The sequence below is a fragment of the Sorangium sp. So ce367 genome (genome assembly GCF_051520455.1).
In the GTDB taxonomy this organism is placed as follows: domain Bacteria; phylum Myxococcota_A; class Polyangia; order Polyangiales; family Polyangiaceae; genus Sorangium; species Sorangium cellulosum_B.
Genome location: NZ_CP150334.1, coordinates 11,989,718 through 12,011,044 on the forward strand (window position 1 = coordinate 11,989,718; position 21,327 = coordinate 12,011,044).

General features: G+C 71.9%; 12 protein-coding genes and 1 pseudogene. 6 read left to right on the forward strand and 7 right to left on the reverse strand.

Going from position 1 to position 21,327, the window contains the following annotated elements; translation table 11 throughout:
• Nucleotides 1–104: 104 nt before the first annotated feature.
• Nucleotides 105–1,997: a hypothetical protein gene (locus tag WME97_RS45440; RefSeq protein ID WP_437547328.1), complete on the forward strand. Its 1,893-nt coding sequence runs from the start codon at nt 105–107 to the stop codon at nt 1,995–1,997.
• Between the two features lie 33 nt (nt 1,998–2,030).
• The gene (locus tag WME97_RS45445) at nt 2,031–5,312 is read left to right on the forward strand and encodes an ATP-binding protein (protein ID WP_437547329.1); all 3,282 of its coding nucleotides are present in this window, start codon (nt 2,031–2,033) and stop codon (nt 5,310–5,312) included.
• Nucleotides 5,313–5,335: 23 nt separating this feature from the next.
• Here the strand turns inward: WME97_RS45445 and WME97_RS45450 are convergent, their stop codons facing one another.
• Nucleotides 5,336–6,349, reverse strand: coding sequence for an aldo/keto reductase (locus tag WME97_RS45450; RefSeq protein WP_437547330.1), 1,014 nt, complete (start codon nt 6,347–6,349; stop codon nt 5,336–5,338).
• A 743-nt stretch (nt 6,350–7,092) separates the two neighbouring features.
• Here WME97_RS45450 and WME97_RS45455 point away from each other — a divergent pair.
• Together WME97_RS45455 and WME97_RS45460 are read left to right on the forward strand one after the other, a co-directional pair.
• A complete protein-coding gene (locus tag WME97_RS45455) occupies nt 7,093–8,520 on the forward strand; it encodes a serine/threonine-protein kinase (RefSeq protein WP_437547331.1) in 1,428 nt (475 codons plus the stop codon).
• Nucleotides 8,521–8,939: 419 nt separating this feature from the next.
• A pseudogene (locus WME97_RS45460) lies at nt 8,940–10,811 on the forward strand (transketolase); the annotation flags it as partial.
• Nucleotides 10,812–11,156: 345 nt separating this feature from the next.
• On the opposite strand, the gene WME97_RS45465 reads toward WME97_RS45460, so the two are convergent.
• Nucleotides 11,157–11,618 (reverse strand): hypothetical protein, encoded by a 462-nt coding sequence (locus WME97_RS45465; protein WP_437547332.1) that lies wholly within the window; start codon nt 11,616–11,618, stop codon nt 11,157–11,159.
• Between the two features lie 193 nt (nt 11,619–11,811).
• Complete coding sequence (locus tag WME97_RS45470; RefSeq protein WP_437547333.1) at nt 11,812–12,630, reverse strand: metallophosphoesterase family protein; 819 nt, start codon at nt 12,628–12,630, stop codon at nt 11,812–11,814.
• Nucleotides 12,631–12,779: 149 nt separating this feature from the next.
• Between WME97_RS45470 and WME97_RS45475 the strand changes: the two genes are divergently transcribed.
• Together WME97_RS45475 and WME97_RS45480 are read left to right on the forward strand one after the other, a co-directional pair.
• A complete protein-coding gene (locus WME97_RS45475; RefSeq protein ID WP_437547334.1) occupies nt 12,780–15,275 on the forward strand; it encodes a DUF2169 domain-containing protein in 2,496 nt (831 codons plus the stop codon).
• Nucleotides 15,276–15,377: 102 nt separating this feature from the next.
• Nucleotides 15,378–16,328 carry a hypothetical protein gene (locus tag WME97_RS45480; protein WP_437547335.1) on the forward strand — a complete coding sequence of 317 codons (951 nt, stop codon included), beginning with the start codon at nt 15,378–15,380 and terminating at the stop codon, nt 16,326–16,328.
• Nucleotides 16,329–16,389: 61 nt separating this feature from the next.
• Here the strand turns inward: WME97_RS45480 and WME97_RS45485 are convergent, their stop codons facing one another.
• The 4 genes from WME97_RS45485 to WME97_RS45500 form a co-directional block, all read right to left on the reverse strand.
• The gene (locus WME97_RS45485; protein WP_437547336.1) at nt 16,390–16,791 is read right to left on the reverse strand and encodes a DUF4150 domain-containing protein; all 402 of its coding nucleotides are present in this window, start codon (nt 16,789–16,791) and stop codon (nt 16,390–16,392) included.
• A 28-nt stretch (nt 16,792–16,819) separates the two neighbouring features.
• Nucleotides 16,820–17,461, reverse strand: coding sequence for a DUF3540 domain-containing protein (locus tag WME97_RS45490; RefSeq protein ID WP_437547337.1), 642 nt, complete (start codon nt 17,459–17,461; stop codon nt 16,820–16,822).
• Between the two features lie 88 nt (nt 17,462–17,549).
• Entirely contained in the window at nt 17,550–18,620 is a 1,071-nt protein-coding gene (locus WME97_RS45495) for a pentapeptide repeat-containing protein (protein WP_437547338.1), read from the reverse strand.
• On the reverse strand, nt 18,617–21,277 hold the full coding sequence (locus WME97_RS45500; RefSeq protein WP_437547339.1) for a DUF2169 domain-containing protein: 2,661 nt from the start codon (nt 21,275–21,277) through the stop codon (nt 18,617–18,619). The genes WME97_RS45495 and WME97_RS45500 overlap by 4 nt, the downstream gene beginning before the upstream one ends.
• Nucleotides 21,278–21,327 lie beyond the last annotated feature (50 nt).

Sequence of the window (21,327 nt, forward strand, 5' to 3'; positions counted from 1 at the left end):
TCGCCGCTACCCGTGCGGCGCAGAGGCAGCGCCGCCCGTAGAACAGCGCACGAGGGCTGACCGGCATCCCTCGTGCGCGTGCCCCGTGTTAGGTCGTGTACAGGATGAAGCTCCACCTGTTGACCGTCGCACTCGCCGCTTCGGCGGCGGTTGTTCTCCTTGACGCGCAGGCGAGGGCGGACTGCGGCTGTTCAGGGAGCCCGAGCGCCCTCACGTCCGATTCGAGCGGCCCCTGCCTGCGCTACGAGGCGCCGTCGGGGTCGGGCAACGACATCACGTTCCGCTTCGATAAGGCCTATGCCTGTGGTCAGTATGCGACGGGCGAGTACTTCGTCATCAGCGAGAACGGCGCCGCCAGCATCACGACCATCACGCCCGAGGCGGCCGGCGGCCGTCACGGTGTGGACGTGAACCCTTCCCCCGACGGGCCGCAGCGGTGGGACGACCGGCTCGACGATCATGCTCCGCCCATCCGCCTGCCTCACGCTGCGCCGCCCGGCAGCTCCGTCGTGAAGTACGTGTCCGACAACCCGTCGGGCGATTGCGATGGCGCCGGTGAGAAGTCATGCGGGCGTTTCGCGGCGGTGGTCACGGTGATCGACGCGCCTCCCGCCGACCCGAGCACGACCTTTCGTCCTCCTTTCGTGGGCACGAACAAGCCCGTGCTCTCGACCTCCACGCTGCAGACGCAGCTCCTGTCCCGTCTCCAGGCCGCGTGCGCCGAAACACCCTCGCTGGAGAGGGCCCTGGCCTGGACGCGCCACCTCCGCCTCGATTACACGAGCCATTCGGTCACGTGCGACCTCATGCCGCCGGAGGACGCGCTTCCCGACGGCAGGCCGTGGTCGACCGACATCTGGGCGCGCGACACAGACGTCTACGCTTGGCTTCATCTCGCCGATGTCTGCGGCGCGCCGCCCTGCACGCCCGAGGAGGATCTCGCCGCCAAGCTCCCCGTGCTCGTCGGCTACGTGCAGCACGGCATCGACATCTGGGGCGTCGACAAGATGGGCGCCAGCCTGTTCCGAGGCGGCGGCGGCAATGGCGGCGGCAAGCTCTTCGCTTATGCCTTCGCGGCCACGATGCTGGCCGACCCGGCGATGCTGGCGGACCTCTCGGCCGTCGATGCGGGCCGGTTCTTCGAGACGGCCAGCTATTACGCTGGCAAGAACGGCACCCCCCTGTGGGGGCAGCCCGTCGGTACGGAGGAGGAGTACTGGAGCGATTTCGCCGATCGATCGACCCGGACGATTCGAGACCCCTATGGGTACATCGACGGCGGCTTCGAGCCTGGCGAATGGTATCAAGACAACACGGCCAAACCGACGAAATACTCGGCGCTGCTCATGCGGCTCATGCCTGCGCTCGCGTCGGCATGGCCGGTCAACAAGGACGTCCTCCTCTCTTATGCGGATCGCTGGGTCAACCACGGCGCCTTGACACAGCCGGATCCCTGCGCCCCCGTCGGGGGCCAGTACGGCTCCGACTACGGTCCTGACGGGAACGGGGAGTGTCTCTCGGGCTCTGGAAGGGTGCCCGAGCTCGATGGGACCAACAAGGACGGGGGCAATCGCGAACGAGAGATGGGTGAGTGCATGTGGAGCAGCTTCCGGGGCTGCTCCGAGACGTGCTCCTGCCCGGGTCAGTCGTGTCAGACCACGAGTCGATGCGGCGATGGCAAGATCGAGGCTCCCGAAGCATGCGACGGCGACGATCCCGGGAGCTGCTCCGCGGGGTGCGTTCCTCCCGACCAGCCGAACGGTTGTACGTGCGTGGTCGCCGGCGCCGGCAGCGGCGCCGGGTCATCCGCCTCCAGCGGCGGGTCCAGCACATCGAACGGTCAAGGTGGAGAAGGCGATGAAGGCGGGGGCTGCGCCTGCGGGGTGACCAGCCGAGCCGCCCCGACGGGCGCTCTGGCCTCGCTGATGGCCGTCTGGGCGGCGGCCCTTCATCGAATCCTCAGGCGTCGCCGCCGACGCGCGTCCGCCCGGTTGTAGAGTGGGCGCGTGCTCCGGCGTCAGGTAGCCTGGGTGGGTCGCGACCGAGAGCAGGGCTGGCTCGACGACCTGCTTGGCTCAGCGCTGGCCGGACGCAGCGCGAGCGCCCTCGTGGCGGGCGAGCCTGGCATCGGCAAGACGCGCCTGCTCGAGGAGCTGGCCGAGCGAGCGCGCGCGCGCGGCTTCGCGGTCGCGTGGGGGCGGGGGTGGGAGCTCGGCCAGGCGCCGAGCTTCTGGCCGTGGATCGAGATCCTACGCGCGCTGCTCGGGCGGCCGCGGGCGCCCGCGGCGTTCGCCGACCGGCTGCGCGGGCTGCTGCTCGAGCTCGCGCCGGGGGGGCCTGCGCGCGGCGCGGACGTGTTTCAGATCTACGACGCGGTCGCTCGCCACCTCTCGGCGCACGCGCGGGAGGAGCCGCTCGCGCTCTTCTTCGACGATCTCCACGCCGTCGACCCCTCGTCCATCGAGCTCATGGAATACGTCGCGCGGGGATTGCACGCCGAGCGCGTCGCGCTGTTCGGCAGCCGGCGCGACCTCGACGGCCGCCGCCCGGAGCTCGATCGGCGCCTCTCGCGGCTCGCCCGGCTCTGCGATCACGTCGGGCTGGAGCGCCTCTCCTTCGAGGACGTGAGGCGCTGGGTCGAGCACGCCACGGGCGAGGACGACCCGGCGGCGGCGCGCCGGATCCACGCGGCCAGCGACGGCAACCCGCTCTTCGTGAGCGAGCTCCTGCGGCTGCCCGAGCCGGCGGCGCGGCGCTCCTTGGCGGAGCTGCCGGTCACGCTGCGGGCGCTCATCGGCGAGCGCCTCGCCGCCCTCGAGGCGCGTCACCGTGAGGCGCTGCGCGCGGCGGCGCTCGTCGGGCGAGAGTTCGGGCTGCCCTTCGTGGCGGCGCTGCTCGAGCGGCCCGCCGCGGAGCTCGAGCCCGCGGCGCGCGAGGCGTGCGGCCTCGGCGTGCTGGCGCCGGTGAGCGCCGGCGCCTACCGCTTCTCGCACGCCCTCGTGGCCGAGACGCTGGTGCAGGAGCTGCCCCCGGCGCGGCGAGCGCTCTTGCACCAGCGCGCCGCCGAGGCCCTAGAGAGCCGCCACGAGAGCGATCCGGCGGCCGCGCCCCTGAACGAGATCGCGCGCCACTGGCTCGAGGCGGGCGTCGCGTCGGCGCCGCGGGCCGCGCGCGCCGCCGAGCGCGCCGCGCGGCTCGCGATGGCCCGCCTCGCCTTCGCGGACGCCGCCGCGCTCTACGAGCGAGCGCTCGAGGCCGAGGCGCTCGTCTCGCCCGTCGATCCGGCGCGGCAGGGGGAGCTGCTCGTCGCGCACGTCGAGGCGCTGGCGCGCGCCGAGCTGCGATCGAGCGCCGAGGCCGCGTGCGCCAGGGCCGTGGAGCTCGCGCGGGCCCGGGGTGACGGCGCGCTCCTCGCGCGCGCCGCGCTCGCGCTCGGCGCGGAGAGCCGCGTCGGCGACGTCGATCGCGAGGTCGCGCGCCTGCTCGGCGAGGCCCTCGCGTCCCTGCCGCCGGGCGACAGCCCGCTCGCCGCGCGGGTCAGCGCGCGGCTCGCCAGCGCGCGCCAGCCCGAGCTCAATCCCGAGGGGCCGATGGCCCTCGCCCGGAGCGCCATCGCCATGGCGCGGCGATTCGACGATCCGGAGCTCTCGCTGACCGTCCTTCACGCCGCGCTCGGCGCCCTGATGGACTTTGCGCCGCCCGAGGAGCGCGCCGGCCTGAACGCCGAGGCGCTCGAGCTCGCGATCCGGCTCGGCGACGGCCCGCGCGCGCTGCTCGCGGCGCAGCGCCTCGCCTTCGATCGCGCCGAGCTGCTCGACGCGAGCGGCTTCGATCGCGCGCTCGGCCGCTGCGAGGCGCTCGCGAGCGAGCTCGGCCAGCCGCGCTATGACTGGGTGCCCGCCATGTTTCGGTCCATGCGCGCCGAGTGGCAGGGCGACCTCGAGGGCGCCCTGCGCTGGGAGAACGAGGCGCGCCGCCGGCGCGATCAGGGCAACGCGGAGGGCGCGGCGCTCGTCCCCGCGCGGCCGCTCTCGCGGGCGCTCGGGCGCCATGACCCCGAGCGCCTCGAGCGCCTCCTGGGCGAGCTGTCGAGCCGGGCGCCCGAGAGCGCCGCCGTTCTCCTGTTCACGGCGCTGCTCGCGAGCTGGCGAGGCCAGGAGGGGCCCGCGCGCGCGGCGCTCGATGCGCTGTGCGCGCGCGGCTACCCGGGCTTCCTGCGGCGCCCCGGGCCGCCGCGCCCCGAGCCGCCGCGCGCCGAGCCGGGCGACCCGAGCGTCGCCGGGTACATCCACATGCCGGAGCTCGCCGTCGAGATCGCGTGCGCGCTGGGGGACGCGCCCTGGGCGCAGGCGCTCTACGACGAGCTCGCCCCGTCCACCGGCAAGGCCTTCGTGCTCACCACGACCGCGTTCTCCCTGCACGGGCTGGTCGATCACGCGCTCCTCGGCCTGAGCGCCGTCCTGTCGCGCTGGGACGACGCCGAGCGGCACGCCCGCGCGGCCCTCGCCTCCGCCGAGAGGCTCGAAGCGCGGCCGCTGCTGGCGCGCATCCACCACGATCACGCCCGCGTCGCGCTCGCGCGCCGGCGCACGGCCGAGGCCGGCGAGCGCGGCGCGCTGACCGCGAGCGCCCGGGAGCGGCTCGAGCGGGCCGCGGCCCTCGCGGGCGAGGTCGGCATGAGCGCGCTCGAGGAGCGCTGCCGCCGGGCGCTGACCGAGCTCGAAGGGGCGCGGCCCGCGCCGTTCGCCCCGAGCGAGCCCTCGCCGGCGCCGGCCCGCCGTCGCCTCGAGCGCGCGGCCCCGCTGCGGCTCACGCGGGAGGGCGAATACTGGACCGTCAGCGGCCCGGGCGACCTGTGCCGGGTGCAGGACAGCCGCGGCATGCGCATGCTGGCGCAGCTCGTGGAAGAGCCCGGTCGAGAGTTCCACGTGCTCGAGCTCTCGGGCAGCTCCGAGGGCGTCGACGGCGGCGACGCGGGCGAGATCCACGACGCGCGCGCCCTCGGCGAGTACCGAGCGAGGCTGCGTGAGCTGCGCGCCGAGATGGACGAGGCCGCGAGCTTCGGCGATCTCGGGCGGCGCGAGCGGCTCGCCGCGGAGCTCGAGGCCGTGACCCGAGAGCTCTCGCGCGGCCTCGGCCTCGGAGGTCGACAGCGGCGCGGCGCCTCCGCGGTCGAGCGCGCGCGCGTCAACGTCCGCCGCCGGCTGACGCTCGCGCTGCGCCGCATCCGCGCCGCGAGCCCCGCCATCGCCGACGCGCTCGAGGCGGCGCTGCGCACCGGCGTCCGCTGCGTCTACGCCCCCCGGTCCTGAGCGCCACGGCCGGGGCGCGCCGCTCAGCCGCTCACGCGGTCGAGCTCCGCGCAGACCTCGGGCGGCAGCTCCAGGCTCACGGCGCGGAGGTTCTGCTCGAGCTGCTCGAGCGTCCGCGGCCCCACGAGCGGGACGACGCGGGGGGCGCGCTGATGCAGCATCCACGCGAGCACCAGCTGGTGCGGCAGCACGCCGAGCCGCCGCGCGATCTCGGCGACGGCCGCGAGGCGCGCGTCGGTGTCGCTGCCGAGGTAGGGCTGCATGGCCCAGTGGCCCCGCCGTTTTTCGGCGGAGGCATCGTAGAGCCCCTTCAGGATGGGCGAGTACGCGACCAGCGTCAGATCCGGGTGCTCGCGCAGGTAGTCGAGCTGCTCGTCGTCCACGATCGACGCGTGCTCGAGGCCCTGGCGCCGGCGGAGGTAGGTGTGCTGCTGCTGCAGCGCGACCGGCGCGGGCCAGCCCTCGGCCGCGCAGCGCTGGCGGATGCGCTCGAGGCGCCAGGTGCGCACGTTCGAGTAGCCGATGAACCGCGCCTTGCCCGCCCTCACCAGCCGGGCGAGCGCTTCGAGCGTCTCGTCGAGCGGCGTCACCCGATCGTCGACGTGCACGTAGTACAGATCCACGTAGTCCGTCTGCAGCCGGCGGAGGCTCGCCTCCAGGGCGCGCTCGAGCGTCTCGCGGCCGGCGCCCTCGAAGTCGCGGCGGGCGGTCGTCCAGTCGACCTCGCCGTCGGCGCGCCAGTGCGCGTCGGGGGTCCGCACCATCGCCGCGCCCTTGGTCGCGAGGAACACCTGCCCGCGCTTGCCGCCCTGCGCGAGCCAGCGCCCCAGCACCGCCTCGCTCTCGCCACCGTGGCTGCCCCGCCGCAGGAACCAGCCGTAGCAATTGGCCGTGTCCAGAAAATTGCCACCCTGATCGAGGTAGCGATCGAGCATCTGCCGCGACTCCTCCTCGCTGGTCAGCGTGCCCATCTGCATGCAGCCAAGGCTAAGTTGGCTTACTTTGTATCCAGTATTTCCAAGCTCGACAATTTTCATCGTGCACTCCCATGGCTCGATCTGCCGCTTCGGGACCGCGCTCGGCGCATGCCGTCTCCCGGGCCGCCCGCCTCGAGCTTGCGCAGGCGCCATCCGAGGGGCGTAACTCGGCGAGGAACGGACGTAACCCAGCGATCTCGATGCGCCGGCGGCCTCGGCGGGAGCCGTTCCTCGATGGGCGTGCCGTTCCTCGACGGGCGACGTGAGCGACGATGACAACCAGGACGAGGATACCGTCTCTTGACGCTTTTATCGATCGCGTGAGCGCGTCGAGCTTGAGATGGAGGCCTGTCAGCGGCGTCTTCAGCTCGTGGGCAAGGAATGCCGTGCGCCTCTCCGCGGCCTCAGCCGCCGCCCGCGCCTCTCGCTCCCTCGCGAGCAAGAGCGCATTCTCGAGCGAGATGGCCTCTCCGGAGAGGCGCATTGCACCTCGGTCGGGCGAACAGGTCGGCGGACGCTATCAAGATCACGTTCTGACCTGGGCGAGAGCGCCCCCATGGCGCTGAACCACCACCCTTGCGCACCTCATGGTGGATCCGGAGACGCCTGAGCGAGGCGCTTCCGTCATTCCTGATTCCTGCCTCCGCCGCCCGGTGGTACCGTGGCTGACATGCCCCGGTCTCGGCGTCCAGGAGCGTTGTCGCATCAGCGCGTCAACGAGCCTGGGCACGGCGACGGCACGGAGGGTACTGCTCGTGTGGCAAGCATCGGCTTCCGGTGGACGATCTGACGTTAATGTCCCGATGGCGGACAGCGCGCGTGCCATTGCGGCGCGCTCTGACCGCTCCGGCGACGCCGCTCCCGCTTCTTCTGCGGCCGGGCGGGGTGACGTAGCCCAGGACCCGCGGCGCAACCAGCTCGTCGCCGGGCGGTACAAGCTCTCGCGGCTGGTCGGACGCGGCGCCATGGGCGAGGTGTGGCTCGCGCACGACAGGGCGTTGCGGATCGACGTCGCGCTCAAGCTCCTCACGATCCAGCGCGAGAGCCAGGCCGGCACCGCGCTGGAGCGCTTCCGGTTCGAGGCCCAGGTCGCGGCGCAGCTGGCGCAGAAGACGGACCACGTCGTCGCCGTGCACGACGTCGGCAACGACCCTGCCGCGGGCCCGTACCTCGTCATGGGCTACGTTCGAGGTCGGTCCCTGAGGCAGCTCATGCAGGAACGGGGGCCGATCTCCCCGGCGGAGCTCGCCCCGCTCCTCGGCCAGATCGGAGAGGCCCTCTCCGTCGCGCACGGCCTCGGCATCGTGCACCGCGACATCAAGCCGACGAACGTGCTGCTCGAGGAGGAGCGCAGCGGTGAGGTGCGCGCCAAGGTCGCGGATTTCGGCATCGCCAAGTGGATCCGAAAGGAGCTGCCAGCCGACTTTCCCCGCCGGACCATCGGCGGCGTGGTGCTGGGCACGCCAGCGTACCTGAGCCCGGAGCACGCCTGCGATGGGGACACCAACCCGCACTCGGACATGTGGGCGCTCGCGGTCGTCTCCTACGAGGCGCTCACGGGCCGGCTGCCCTTCCCGGGCCACACCATGAGCGATGTGCTCGCCTCGATCCTGGCCAGCGCGCAACCGCCGCGGCCGGCGCTGTACCCGGAGGCCCCGCCGGCGCTCTCGGCCTGGTTCGCGCGCGCTTTCGCCCTGAACCCGACGGAGCGGTTCCCCTCGATCGAGGCCATGGTCGCCGCCTACAAGGCCGCCGTCGGCCCGTTGGAGGCGCCGGCGCGCGCCGAGCGGGCCGAGCCCGCGCGCCGGGGCAAGCTCGGCCTCGCGGCCGGCCTCGTCGTGGCGCTCGGCGTCGTGCTGTCGACCGGCGCGCTGTGGGCGCACGCCCAGGTCCCCGCCGCGCTGCGGGCGTCGAGCGTCGACGCGCGCGCCGCGTCCGTGGTCCGCGCCGCGCGGGCGCGCATCGCGGCCCAGGCGAGCCCACGCCCAGCAGCGAGATCGGGTGACGCCGCGGCGGTGGAGGCCGCTGTCCCCGCGCCCGACGACGCCTCCGTCCCCGCGGCCGAGGAGGCCTCCGTCCCTGCGGCCGCGCCGCGCCCGCTCGCCGCACAGGCCGCGCGCCCGGTCGACCCGCGCCCGGCGCCGTGGAGCGCTCGCATCTCCCGCGGCAACCGCGCGACCGGCGCGCGAAGCGTACCCACCGAACGCGAGCTGCTCAGGACGCGTCACTGAGCGGTCGTTGCCAACCAGCGCGTGCGTGATGTCAGCGGTCCGGCGCACGCCTCAGGCCGCTCGACGATTGCGCCATGCAGGCAGGCTTGGCTGTCATCGTCGTGGCCAGACACAGGCCTTGTGCGTGGTGGCGCCCTGCTTGCATCAAGACGGCAGCGTCAGGTGCAGCCATGGCGCAAGAAGCCCCCAAGCCGGCCGAGAAGAGACGGCCAAAACATGTACGCAGCCCCCTGAAAGACGTTGCGCCGAGCCGCCCGCGGGGACTGCCTGCGCAGGATGATCGAGAGCAAGCGCCGAAGGCCGAGAAGGATCGCTCATCCGCGCCGTCTGGCGAGCGGTCGACCCAGGCGCCCCACGGGGCGCCTCCGCGTGGGCACGAACCGCGCGGCGGGCGCGACCGGACCGAGGGGCAACACCGGAGCAGCGCCGAGCAGGCTCACGGTCAGCGTGAGCTCGCTCAGCAGCTTCGCGTCGATAGCCTCCGCTGCTCGACGATGGCCGGCTCCGGACACCCGACCTCCAGCCTGTCGGCGGCCGATCTCATGGCGGTGCTCCTCCGCGACTACCTTCGCTGGGACCTGAGCCATCCGGAGAACCCGAACAACGATCACGTGATCTTCTCGAAGGGCCACGCCTCCCCGCTGCTCTACGCGATGCTCAAGGCGGCGGGCGTCATCTCCGACGCGGAGCTCCTGTCGTACCGGCGCTTCGGGAGCCCGCTGCAAGGGCATCCGGTGCCGACGCTCCCCTGGGTCGACGTGGCGACCGGCTCCCTGGGTCAGGGGCTCCCCATGGGCGTCGGGATCGCGCTCTCCGGCAAGTACCTCGAGAAGGCTCCCTACCGTGTCTGGGTGTTGCTCGGCGACAGCGAGATGTCCGAGGGATCCATCTGGGAGGCGTTCGACCACGCGCGCCACACGAAGCTCGGCAACCTCATTGCCATCCTCGACATGAACCGCCTCGGGCAACGCGGACAGACGCCCCTCGGCTGGGACGCCGCGGCCTATGCGGCGCGCGCCCGCGCGTTCGGCTGGCGTGCCCTGGAGATCGACGGCCACGATCCAGCCGCCATCTCCGGCGCCTACGCCGAAGCCCTCCGCGCCTCGGACGCGCCCGCGCTGATCGTCGCGCGCACGGTGAAGGGAAAGGGCGTGTCCCTCGTGGAGGACAAGGACGGCTGGCACGGAAAGGCGCTCGACGAGGCGCAGTGCGCGAAGGCGATCGAAGAGCTGGGGGGCATGCGCGATATCGTCATCACGCCAGAGGCGCCTGCGCCGGGTGAGCCTGCTCCGCGGCCCACCGCCGGGCCGCTGAGGCTCCCCACCTACGAGCGCTCCACGGCCGTCGCGACGCGGAGAGCCTACGGCGACGCGCTCAAGGCGCTCGGCGCTGCGCGCGCGGAGATCGTCGCCGTGGACGCCGAGGTCAACAACTCGACCTTTGCCGAGGAGTTCGCGAAGACCTATCCAGACCGCTATTTCGAGATGTTCATCAGCGAACAGCAGATGGTGGCCGCCGCCGTCGGGCTGAGCGTCCGGCGCTGGTCGCCCTTCGCGTCGACGTTCGCGGCCTTCCTCACGCGCGCCCACGATTTCCTCCGGATGGCCGCGGTGTCGAGGGCCGATATCCGCGTGTGCGGCTCGCACGCGGGCGTATCCATCGGCGAGGACGGCCCGTCGCAGATGGGGCTCGAGGATCTGGCCATGATGCGCGCCATCCACGGGAGCACCGTGCTCTATCCGTGCTGCGCCAATCAGGCCGCTCGGCTGGTGGCTGCCATGGCCGACCAGAAGGGCATCGTCTATCTCCGAACGACGCGCGAGAAGACGCCTATCCTGTACGATGCGACCGAAGCGTTCCCCATCGGCGGGAGCAAGGTGCTGCGCGAGACACCCCACGATCGCGTGACGATCATCGCCGCCGGCATCACCGTCCACGAGGCGTTGAAGGCCCACGCAGAGCTCGAGGCGAGCGGGCTCTCCGCTCGAGTCCTCGACGCGTATGGCATCAAGCCGATCGACGCCGCCGGCATCCGGGCGGCGGTGCAGGCCACGGATGGAAACGTCGTCGTCGTGGAGGATCACTGGGCGGAGGGCGGCCTGGGCGACGCCGTGCTCGAGGCCCTGGCCGGCGAAGAGCCCGTCGTCGCGCGCGTCGTCCACCTCGCCGTGAGGGAGATGCCCGGCTCGGGCACCCCGGCCGAGCTCCTGCGTGCCGCGGGGCTCGACGCTGCCTCCATCGCTGGCGCGGCGAAGCGCCTCCTCTCCGGCGAAGCACGCCGCGCGCGATAGCCCTGGCCTCGCGCGAGCCGTCTCGCGGTGACCCGCCTCGGCACCCGCGCGGGTGCCGAGGCGGCGGTGCGGACAAAAAGAAAAAAGAGCGCCCGTCCGACGGTGTGGGGGGGGAAACCGTCCCTCAGGCGCTCCGGTGCAAGGCTATGCAGGAGCTGGGCCAGGAATCTCCTGACGTGGGTCCGTGAATTTACGTAGGTGTTGTACGGCTGAGGCTTTCGTTTCTGGTGTGGCGGATTTCGTTGGTGAAGCGCAGGGGCGCCGTCTTGGCGTTCGCGAGTGCTGCACGGTGGCGCTCGCCCGGGCGCCAGGCGAACCGCCTGGGCAGCCAGGCGAGCGCTGCGCCTAGGCAGGGCGGTGGGGCGTGCCGGCGATGGCTCCTACGCGGCGCGTCTTCGCCACGCGCCTCGCCTGCTGCCGGATGTGCTCCACGGCCTTCTCGAAGAAGGCCTCGGGGGAGGCCTTGCTGACGGTGATCTGCTCTCCGCCGATGAGGACGACGAGGAGGCCCCTGTCCGTCCTGCCCACCGCGAAGAAGTCGACGGTGAACGGCAGCTCTTCCTCGACGGTGAGGGACAGCTGGCACTTCAGGACCTCGCCGACGCCGGGCTGATTCTCGACGACGAACCTCTGCAGGAGCCCGTTGGCGTGGGCGTCTCCGGCGATCCGGTTGAGCGCCCACTTGTCCCTCGGCCAGGCCATGTGGTCACGGAGCTCATATATCCACTGCAAGAGCTCCTCGGCGACCTGGCCGATCGCCGCCTTGGAGGCCTCATAGGACAGCTTGATATGCTCGTATTTCGTCATCGGGGCTCCATCGCTCTCCGGCGCGCGCCCTCGAGGCTACCAGATCGCCGCGGCTCGCCGCACGCGGATCGGGCCCCTCCGCCTCGCCAACGCCGCGGGATTCTTCGGCGCCAGCGCGCAGCGGGCGGCCTCGTGGCGCTCGCGCTCCCTGGTCTCCGCGCGCTCCGCGGCCGACAGAGCCGGCCGGGCTCGCTCAGGCGTATTGTTGCAGCAGCGCGCCGCGCATGGGGTTGTCGCAGGCCTTCACCGCCGCGCGGATCGCGGCCCTGTCGACCGGCACCCTGTGCAGGCTGACGTTGACCGCGCCGCCTTGCGCCTCCACGGTCGCGTACTCGGCGTGGTGCAGCAGCGTCGGCGGCCCGCCGTTCGCGTACTCCTTGAACGGCATCCCGACGCTCCCCGGGTTCACGAGGAGCGTGCCGCGGTGCTGGCGGAGCATCTGGAGGTGCGTGTGCCCCCCGGCCATCACCGTCGCAGCGTGGCCCTCGAGGCGGCGATCGAGCTCCTCCGGCGGGGTGTTCGCGAGGAGATCCTCCATGTGAGACCGGGGCGAGCCGTGGAACACGAGGAGCGTCGAGTGCGCGTCGAGCGGGATCTCGAGGCGCGCCTGGAACGTGCGCAGGAAGGCGAGCTCGTCTCTCGACAGCCGATCACGGCACCAGTTCACCGCGTCGACGACGATGGGGGCCTCGGTGTAGGTGCGGATCAGCTCCGGATCCAGCATGAACTCGTCGTGGTTCCCGAGGATGCACGGGCACCCGAGCTCCTGCAGCATGTCCAGGATGGCCGAGGGCCGCGGCCCCAGCGTCGCGACGTCGCCGAGGCAGATCACCTGATCGACGCCCGTCGCCCGGATGCTGGCCAGCACGGCCCTGAGCGCCACTTCATTGCCGTGGATGTCGGATATCAGCGCGATCCGCATGGCAAGACCCCCTTCAGCGGCCATCGAGACGTTGGAGCGGCTCTCGGCGCCTCGCGGCGTCCGATCGGCGGACTCGTGACGATAGACCATGTCCGCCGGCGCCTCCAGCCCCCTCGCGCCTGGTCGGGCGAGGCGGCGAGGTGGCGCGACCGCTGGCGGCGATGGACACGCGCGTCACAGCCGCGAAGTTCCCCCAGTCTCCCTGCACGCGCCGGACCACGAGCGGGTAGGATCGGCGCGTGCGCGCGCTCTGGCCGGTGGACATCGTCGCCTTGAATCCCGTGTCGTGCGGCGCGGTCCTGTGGCGCATCGGCGGCGTGCTGCGCGTCACGATCCTCGTGAAGGCGACGTTCGCCCTCGGCGCGGACGGCGACGCGGATCTCGTGGCGCCCGAGCCCGTCGAGCGCGAGGACCGCTTTCACGACGACGACCCCTCGCGGAGCCTGCGCTCCGCGAGCGACACCGCGCCGTACCTGCCCGGCGCCGGCGTCGTGCTCACCGGGCACGCGCATGCGTCGGACGCCACCGGGCCGGTGATCGGCCTCTCGGCGAGGCTCGCGCTCTTCCGCGGTGGGCCGCTGCTCGACAAGACGATCCACGTCTTCGGGGACCCCACGCCCGGCAGCATCGCGCCCACGCCGTTCCAGAAGATGCCGCTCGTGTACGAGCGCGCGGCGGGCGGGCCCAGCCATCCGTGGAACCCGGTCGGCGTTTCCGAGGCCGGCGAGGGCGCGCGCGCCGACGCGCTGGATCCAGCGATGGGCGCAAGGCGAGCGCGCCCGAACCTGGTCAATCCGGCGAGCCCCCACCGGCCCGCGTGCTTCGGGCCGATCGCGCCTCACTGGGCCTTGCGGAAGCGGCTCTTCAACGGCTTCGAGCCAGGCGCCGCGCGGCGTTCGGCGCAGCTCGGCTCGCCCGGCGCGGATCCCGCCGCCGCGGGGCGGGCGGAGGTGCTCGACATCCCGGAGGACTTCGACTTTCGCGCCTTCAACCCGGCGCCGTTCGATCAGCAGATCCCCTTTCTGCAAGGTGATGAGCGCATTCTCCTGGAGAACCTGAGCGCGGGGAAAGCATTCATCTGGCCGCGCCTCCCCTCGGCGCGCGCCCGTGTGCGCCGCTACCGCATCGACGCCGCGCTGGTGGGCGGATCGCAGGAGATCCCGCTGGTGGCCGACACGCTCGTCATCGACGGTGATCGACAGATCGCCTCGCTCGTGTGGCGGGGCAGCTTCGCGACGGAGAGCGAGGAGGCGCTCCAGGACATCCGCCTGTTCGCGGGTGTCGAGACGCTCAAAGGCACCATTCCGTGGCCGGAGCACGGCGCGCCGCTCCCTGGGGACCCTGCGGCGACGCACCGGAGCTCGGCGCCGGCCGTTTCGTTCCCCAGGCCGATAGCGGCGCCCGCAGGGTTGGTGGAGACAGGCCCGCTCTCGAAGAGGAAGATGGAGATGCCGGTGCTCCCCTTTCGTGATTCGCCTGCCGCGCCGCAGGCTCCTGCTCCTGTCGCCGTGAGCGGAGGCATCACGGGACCGCTGGGCCAGAGGATGCCGATCCCCGAGGACAGGCTCGCGGAGGTCGGGGCAGAGCGGGCGCAGTTCCCGTTGGCAGCGCCGGGGACGAGCGCGTCGCGCGGGGAGGACCCCATCCCGGGCGCGCCGTGGAGCCCCGTGCCCGGGCCTCGGCTCGTCAGCCCCGCTGGCGCCGGGGGCTCGCGGGCCGGGCGCACGCTGGTCGACTCGGGAGAGCCTGAGAGCGGTGTCGTGGAATCGGCGCCGCCGCCGGAGCCGGATCCCGTGGCGGCTCCTCGGGCGGAGTCATCCGGGTCGACGCTCGTGGCGCGAGAGCCATCGAGGCAGGAGGCGGTCTATCCGCCGGTGGAGGTTGCACCGCCGGAGAAGGTGAGTCCGCCGTTCGAGGTGGCGCCGCCGGCGCTGGCCGAGGTGGCGCTGCCGGAGAGGGTGAGTCGGCCGCCCGAGGTCGTGGCGCCGGCAGCCGTATCGCCGCCTGTGACGAGCGAGCCGCTCGCCGGGCTGGAGGCGCGAAAGCGCGCCGAGGCGAGGCTCGCCGAAGGCGGCGATTTCGATGGAGACGACCTGTCGGGCGGTGACCTTTCGGGGCTCGACTTCAGCGGGCGCTCCCTCGCGCGGTGCGCGCTCCGCGGCGCGAGGCTCCGTGGTGCCCGCCTCGCAGGGGCCAGCCTCGTCGAGGCGACGCTCGACGAGGCCGACCTCCGCGGCGCCGATCTGTCGCGCGCCGATCTCACGAACGCGCGCGCCGACCGCGCGGAGCTCGTCGAGGCTTCGCTCGAGGAGGCGGACCTTCACGGCGCCTCGCTGCGCGGGGCGAACCTAGAGCGAGCGCGGCTCGCTCGTGCCCGCGGCGACGGCGCGATCCTCTCCGCGGCGAACCTGGCAGGCGCCGACCTGGAGGATGCGCGCTTCGTGGGCGCGTCGTTCGCCGGCGCCAACCTGCGTGACGCGAAGGCCGATCGCGGCGATTTCATGTCGGCGCGGTTCGACCGCGCCGACCTCGGCGCAGCCTCGTTCTGCAAGACCCGCCTCGTCGCCGCGGTGCTGGCGCACGCGAAGCTCGATCTGACCGATCTCCGCGGCGCCAACCTGGAGCGTGCCAATCTGCATGGGGCCTCGCGGAGGCGGGCGAAGATCGCGGGCGCCATCATGAAGGAGATCGACGAGACGGCGCCGGCGAGCCCCGTTGACCCCGAATGCTCGTGAGCGCGTCCAGGCGGAGCGCGCGGACGCGGCGCGGCTCCGGCGTTGCCCGGTCCGCTCCGGCGTGGCGGAGCGGGGTACGATCGTCTTGCGAGGAGCCATGAGATGAACGGTGATCCCGAGTCCGCGCTCGCGCGTCAGTTCCGCGAGCTCGCCGGCGCGCCCAAAGAGACCGAGTGGCCCGTCGACTTCCACTTCAACATCGGCGGCTACCCGGTCCGCGTGACGTACTCGGTACAAGACTTCATCCGGCTGAGGTCGCCGTACGCGCCCGGCGCGCAGCGGCCTGTGGACGGCGCCCAGGTGGCCTATCGCGAGCCCGCCGGCGCGCCGCTCTCTGCCGTCCGACCGATGAGCATCGAGCTGCGGCCCGAGACGTCCGAGCACTGCGCTGCCAAGGCCGCCCTCGTCTCGACCGAGGTCCAGACGGGCGATTCGCCGTTCGAACACGAGGTCTATATCCACTCGCCGAGCGATCCTCACATCGTCCAGCGGGTGCTCGGCTCGCCCGAGCTGCGCGCGAGCGTCCGCGAGCTGCTGGCTGAGGGGTTCTCGAGCATCGATATCGACGACGAACGAGGCGAGATCTGCGCGCATCTCCAGGCGTTCACGGACAGGCACTGCAGGCCCGGTTGCGCCGCGCGCATGCTCGATGCATTTGCCACGATCGCCCGCAACGTCCCTCATGTGGCGCGATCGTCCGCGCTGCGGCCGGCGGACACCGGGCGCACGCTGCTCCTCGTCGGCGGCGTTCTCTGCGCTGTTCTTCTCTTGCTCGGCGTGCCCGTTTATTTCCTCGCAGCCGGAGATCGATGCGACTTCGAGAACAACGGCGGCGCGAGCGTGCTGCTGTCGTGGGATGGGTGCTTCACGCCGGTTCCTCTGGGCCTCGCAGCGGGGCTCCCTGTCGGGCTCGCGCTTGCAGCCGCCGTGTCGAGCCGCATCCGAGGCCGGTCGGACTCCCACGAGCGCGCGTCATCCGCCTATGCGATCTTGGTGATCCTCGCCGCCCAGCTCGCGATCGCCCTGTCCGCCGCCGTGCTGTGGGCCACGTAGCCAGCCGGGCGCCCGCGCGCGCAGCTCGCCTTCCGAGGCCCACATCGCGCGGCTGGCATGCTCATGGCGCGAGGACGATCACGTTGGTCACGCTGGGCACGATCTTGGCGCCTGGCGCATTGGTGTTGTTCTGGGTCGTCATGCTGGTGAGCCGCGCCAGCGGCATCCCCCCGACCACCACGGTGAACGCCCCGGTCACCGTGCGTGCAGGGCCCATCACGGTGCCAGACGCGACGCCGGTCGCCAGGCCGGCGTTATCGCCGTTCGTGAGCATGGGCATCGTGGCCAGGTTGTGCGCCGGCGTGCACGTCATGAGGACGTTCGGCACGAACCCCACGTCGGTGGGATCCATCGCGATGTTCGGATAAGGCACCGGGACCGGAGCCGGCGCAGGTGGGGCCGGCGTGAGGCACACGTCGGGAAACGCCAGGCACATGCCGCCAGCGCTCGTCTTTGCCAACATATCGGGATCTCCTCTCTTCGCGTAGCGGTCAGCCGAGGTGGATCTGCTCGCCATCGACCTTGGCGAGGACACGGGCCGAGATGATCGCGTTCTCTCCGCGAATGCCGATCAGGTCCTGGGCGCGTAGATCGACGGTCCCGGCGCGTGTCTGATCGATCTCCTCCACGAAGCGGAACACGCGCTTGGCGCGATGGGTCAAGCGGGTGAGGATGGTGTCGGCCTCCTGCGCCACGAGCGCGATCTTCGTCACCTCGGCCTGCACGAGCCTGCCGAAGAAGCCGAGCTCATCGATCGCGATGGCTCCCTTCTTGGCGCGCACGTGCACCTCGGCGCCCGTAATGGCCACCTCGCGGGCGCCCACGATGTCGACGCGTTCCGACGCGCAGACCGCGATCCGCCCGCCCCGCGCCTGTACCTCCAGGTCGCCGTCGGTCGCGAGCTTGGTAGGCGCGCCGTCGCGACCGTCGAGCACGGCAAGCACATAGACCCCCTCCGGCTCGATGGCGCAGAGCACCTTGTCCCCGGCCTCGGGGGCGACGAGGCAGCTCTTGGCGCGCCGTGCCTCGCAGCTCGACGAGGCGAGGCGCACCAGGAGCGTCGCGCCGACCCGCTCAACGCTCCCCGTCTCGAGATAGGCCTCCGGCCTCGCAAGCTTCTTTACGGCTGTCACGGTATCAACCCTTTCTCCACGTCGTCTGTGCTGTCCCTTGCGGGACGTCTCCTGAACGACCTGCTCCTCGCCTCGATTGCGACCTGCTTCACGTCTTCACGGGGGGCGCCGCGCCGTGCGTCGGCTGCCATCGTTCCACCCTGGCCAGCTCCTCGTCGTCGCCAAGCCACCCCGAGAGCCGCGGCAACACCGCGCCGTCGCGCTTCGCGAGGTGGAACCTGGTCCGATACAGGCCGGCTCCAGAGAAATCGGCAGCCGACACGTCGGCGTGCGAGAAGTCCGCCTCCCGGAGCCTGGCATCGACGAACCGCGCTCCAGCTGCCAGCGCGCGACCAAAGTAAGCTTCCTCGAGGAACGCGCCGGAGAGGTCCGCTTTCAGCAGCTCGGCCTTGTCGAACACCGCCTGGGGGAACTGGCCGTTCGAGAGGCGCGCCCCGTGCAGCTTCGCCTCGCCGAAGAAGCACTGCGGCCCCCTCGCGCCCTCCAGCCGGGCTTCGCGCAGGTCGGCGCCCATGAAGTTGCACTGCGCGCAGTCCGCCCCGGCGAAGCTCGCGCCGGCGAGATCGCTCTTCATGAACTGCGTGCGAAAGAGCTTCGTGTCGGCGAAGCTCTTCGGCCCGAGCTTGGCCTCGACGAGCGTCGTCAGCGCGAGGTTCGCGGCGGCGAGGTCGGCCGTGCGCAGATCGGCGCGGTAGAGTGTCGCCTTCTCGAGGTTCGCCCCGGCGAAGCTCGCCCTGTCTGCGTCGATGTCGATGAGGTTCGCTCGGTCGAGGTTCGATCCCGCGAACGACGACCCACGGAGCGAGGTCTTCACCCAGTTCGCGATGGGCGCCTCGATGCGCGCGAACGACGCGCCGTCCGCGGCGCACTCGACGAAGGCCGCCGCGATGTGCCTGCCGCCGTCGAGGCGCGCCCCTTCCAGCCGCGATCGATAGAAGCTCGCGTGGCGCAGGTCAGCGTCGCGCAGATCGCACCCGCCGAGATCGCACTCGATGAAGCTCGATTCCTTGAGGAGCGAGGCGCGCATCGCCGCGGGGAAGCGCACCTGCTCGAAGTTGGCGCCCGACAGGTCGGCGCCGTCGAGCGCGACGTGCGACAGGTCGACGTGGCGTATCGGCTCGCCGTGCCGGAGCTTGTCGAGGAGCTCGTCTCGGTTCACGTGCCACCTCTCGTGACGTCGGCCTTCGGAAGGAAGCGCACGTGTCCGACCTCCGCCTCGGCGAACGTGGTCCGCTCGTCGCCGGCGACGCGCGACAGATCGGCGCGGAACAGGTTGGCTCCGGTGAAGTCGGCGCCCGCCAGCCGGGCCTTGGAGGCGAGCGCGTCCATCAGATTGGCCCCTTGCAGCGACGCGTTGACGAGATCGGTGCGGATGAGCAGGCCGCCCTGGAGAACGGCGCGCTCCAGGCTGGCCTCGGAGGCGTCGCATCCGGAGAGATCGGCGCCGCGCAGGTTCGCCCGGTCGAGCCGTGCGCCTGCGAGGACGGTGCCGCGCAGGTTGGCCCTCTCCATGTCGGCGTCGCTGAAGTCGGCCTCGGGAAAGGACGACCCGTGGACGACGACGCCCTGCTGAAAACACGCTGATCGAAACGACACACGCTCTCCGTGGCAGGCGACGAAGGTCGTCTTCCGGAGCGTGGCGCTCGAGAAATCCGCGCCATCGAGCGTGCTCTCCACGAGGTTCGCGTCCGAGAGATCGGCGCCTGTGAAGCAGGCGCCGGACAGATCGGCCTTCAGCAGGTTGCACTGCCCGAGCGTGGCGCCCGTGAAGTCCGCGCCTCCGGGCTCCGCTTCGATCCAGTCGGCGCCCGTGAGATCTGCGCCGGAGAAGCGCGCCTCCGCGAGATCGGCGTGGCTCAGCACCGCCTCCTTCAGGTCGGCGCGCTCGAGCGAGGCGCGGCGCAGCGTTGCTCCTCCCAGGTTCGCGCCGCGGAGCCGCGCCTCGGTGAGGTTCGCGCCGTCCAGGTTCGCCCTGGCGAGCACCGCGCCGTCGAGATTGGCCCGGGAGAGGTCGCACCCGGAGAGATCGGCCGACTCGAGGAACGCGCCGGAGAGGTCCACGCCGGACAGGGACATCCCCGCGAGGTTCGCACCCGTGAAATCGCGGTTCGCCAGGGGCTCGCCGACCTCCATGGCGAGCCTGACGATCACGCGTGCGCGCTCCGATGCCTCGGGTTCCATCGCCGCGGCCGTGGGCTGCAGGTGCCCCATCCGCCGGTACATCTCGAACAGGCCCCGCTCCTGCTCCTCGATCGTGGCGTGATACCCCGGGTCGGCCAGCATCTGCTCCACGTCGTCCAGCACGACGCCGGTCTCGCGCGCCTCCGCCGCCATCGATCGCAGCGCTGTCAGGTGCGCCTTTGCCGAGAACTTGGGCGGCCCTGCGCCCTCCTTGGCCGCCTTCTCCATGGCAGCATCGAAGTCCTCGCCCCTCTCGGCCCAGGCTCGCCTCGCCTCCTCGCGGGCCTGCGACTCCGACGCTCGGGCTCGCTCCATCAGCTCCTCGGTCCTCAGGGACGCGGCCTCGACATACGCGGCGAGGCCGTCGAGGTCGTCTGGCGGCGGCTCGGGGAGGGGAGGCAGCTCGTCGAGGCCGTGGTCCTTCGGGTCGAGCCCTTCGGCCTCGATGCGTGCCCGCGCCTCGGCGAAGCTCCGCTCCTGGCCCCGACGCAGGTTCTGGGCGGCCAGGTTCTCGCTCTTGACCCAGCGTCCCATGTCGCCAAGGTCGATGTTGGGCGCGACGCCCGACGCGCGCGGCGGCATGAGGTCGCCGTCGGAGATCTCTGCGACCGCGCCTTTGTCCTTGTCGAGGCGGCGCGCGAGGGCTGCCTGGTAGTGCTCGATCGGGCGCGGCGAGCCGGGCTCCTCGCACGCGCAGAGCAGGTGTACGATGTCGGCCGCGTCGTCCTCGGCGATCGCGAGCACGCCGTGGAAGATGACGACGCCGAGCTCCTCGGCGGGGAAGACCCAGACCGTGTCGGGGCGCATCGGGATTTCGAGGAAGCGATCACCTTCCGGGGTGTGGTGGGTGACGAACGATCGCGTCACGAGGTCGGGCAGCCTCCCCACGAGGCGAGGCTTCTCTGGGTGCATGTTCTCGATGAGGATCTCTTCGTCCCCGCGGAAGAGACCATCGAGCCACTGATCCTCGGGTGCCACGTTGAAGAACGTCGGATCCGTGTCCGCGGGGATGCCCGGGAAGTGCTCGTCGAGCCAGCGCTTGTCGTAGGTGCCGGCGCGTCCCCTGCGCTGCGCGAACGTGATGTCCATCGGCAAAAAGCCGGCGGGTTCCGGGCGGTCCGACGGCGTGCGGATCATGGCGCCGTAGAGCTCGACGTTGGGCAGCGGGTGGACGGAGCGACCGTCGAGATCGAGCGGCCTGTAGCCTTTGCCGTGAGGGTTCCTGTCGTACGCGGCCCCGCCGAACGCGTGCGCCCAGTCGATGCGCAGGGTGGTCATCGGCGCGGGCTCGGTCGGCACGCCGTCGCGCCACGTCCGGTCGCCGACCACGGCGAGGCGCTTGTCGACGCCTCCGATCTGCGCCCTCACGTACGAGGCGCGGGTGGGCACGCCGCCGGGGGCGTGAAAGCTGCCCGCGACGAGTAGCTCACCGCGCGTCTTGGCGAAGCCTTCGTCGATCGCGCCCTGCTCGCCGACGGCGCCGGTGACGATGCGCCAGAACGATAGCTCGTCGACGAGCGCGCGAGGGCTCGTGAGCGGGAAGCCCAGCATGGCGGTCACATGGAAGTAGCACCGGCGCCGGAACTCCAGCACGCGGGTGAGCATGGGGACCTTCATGGGCTTGACGATCTTCACGGGACCTCTTGTCGAGCGTGGGGCCAAGAGCCACGATGACCTCTCGAGCG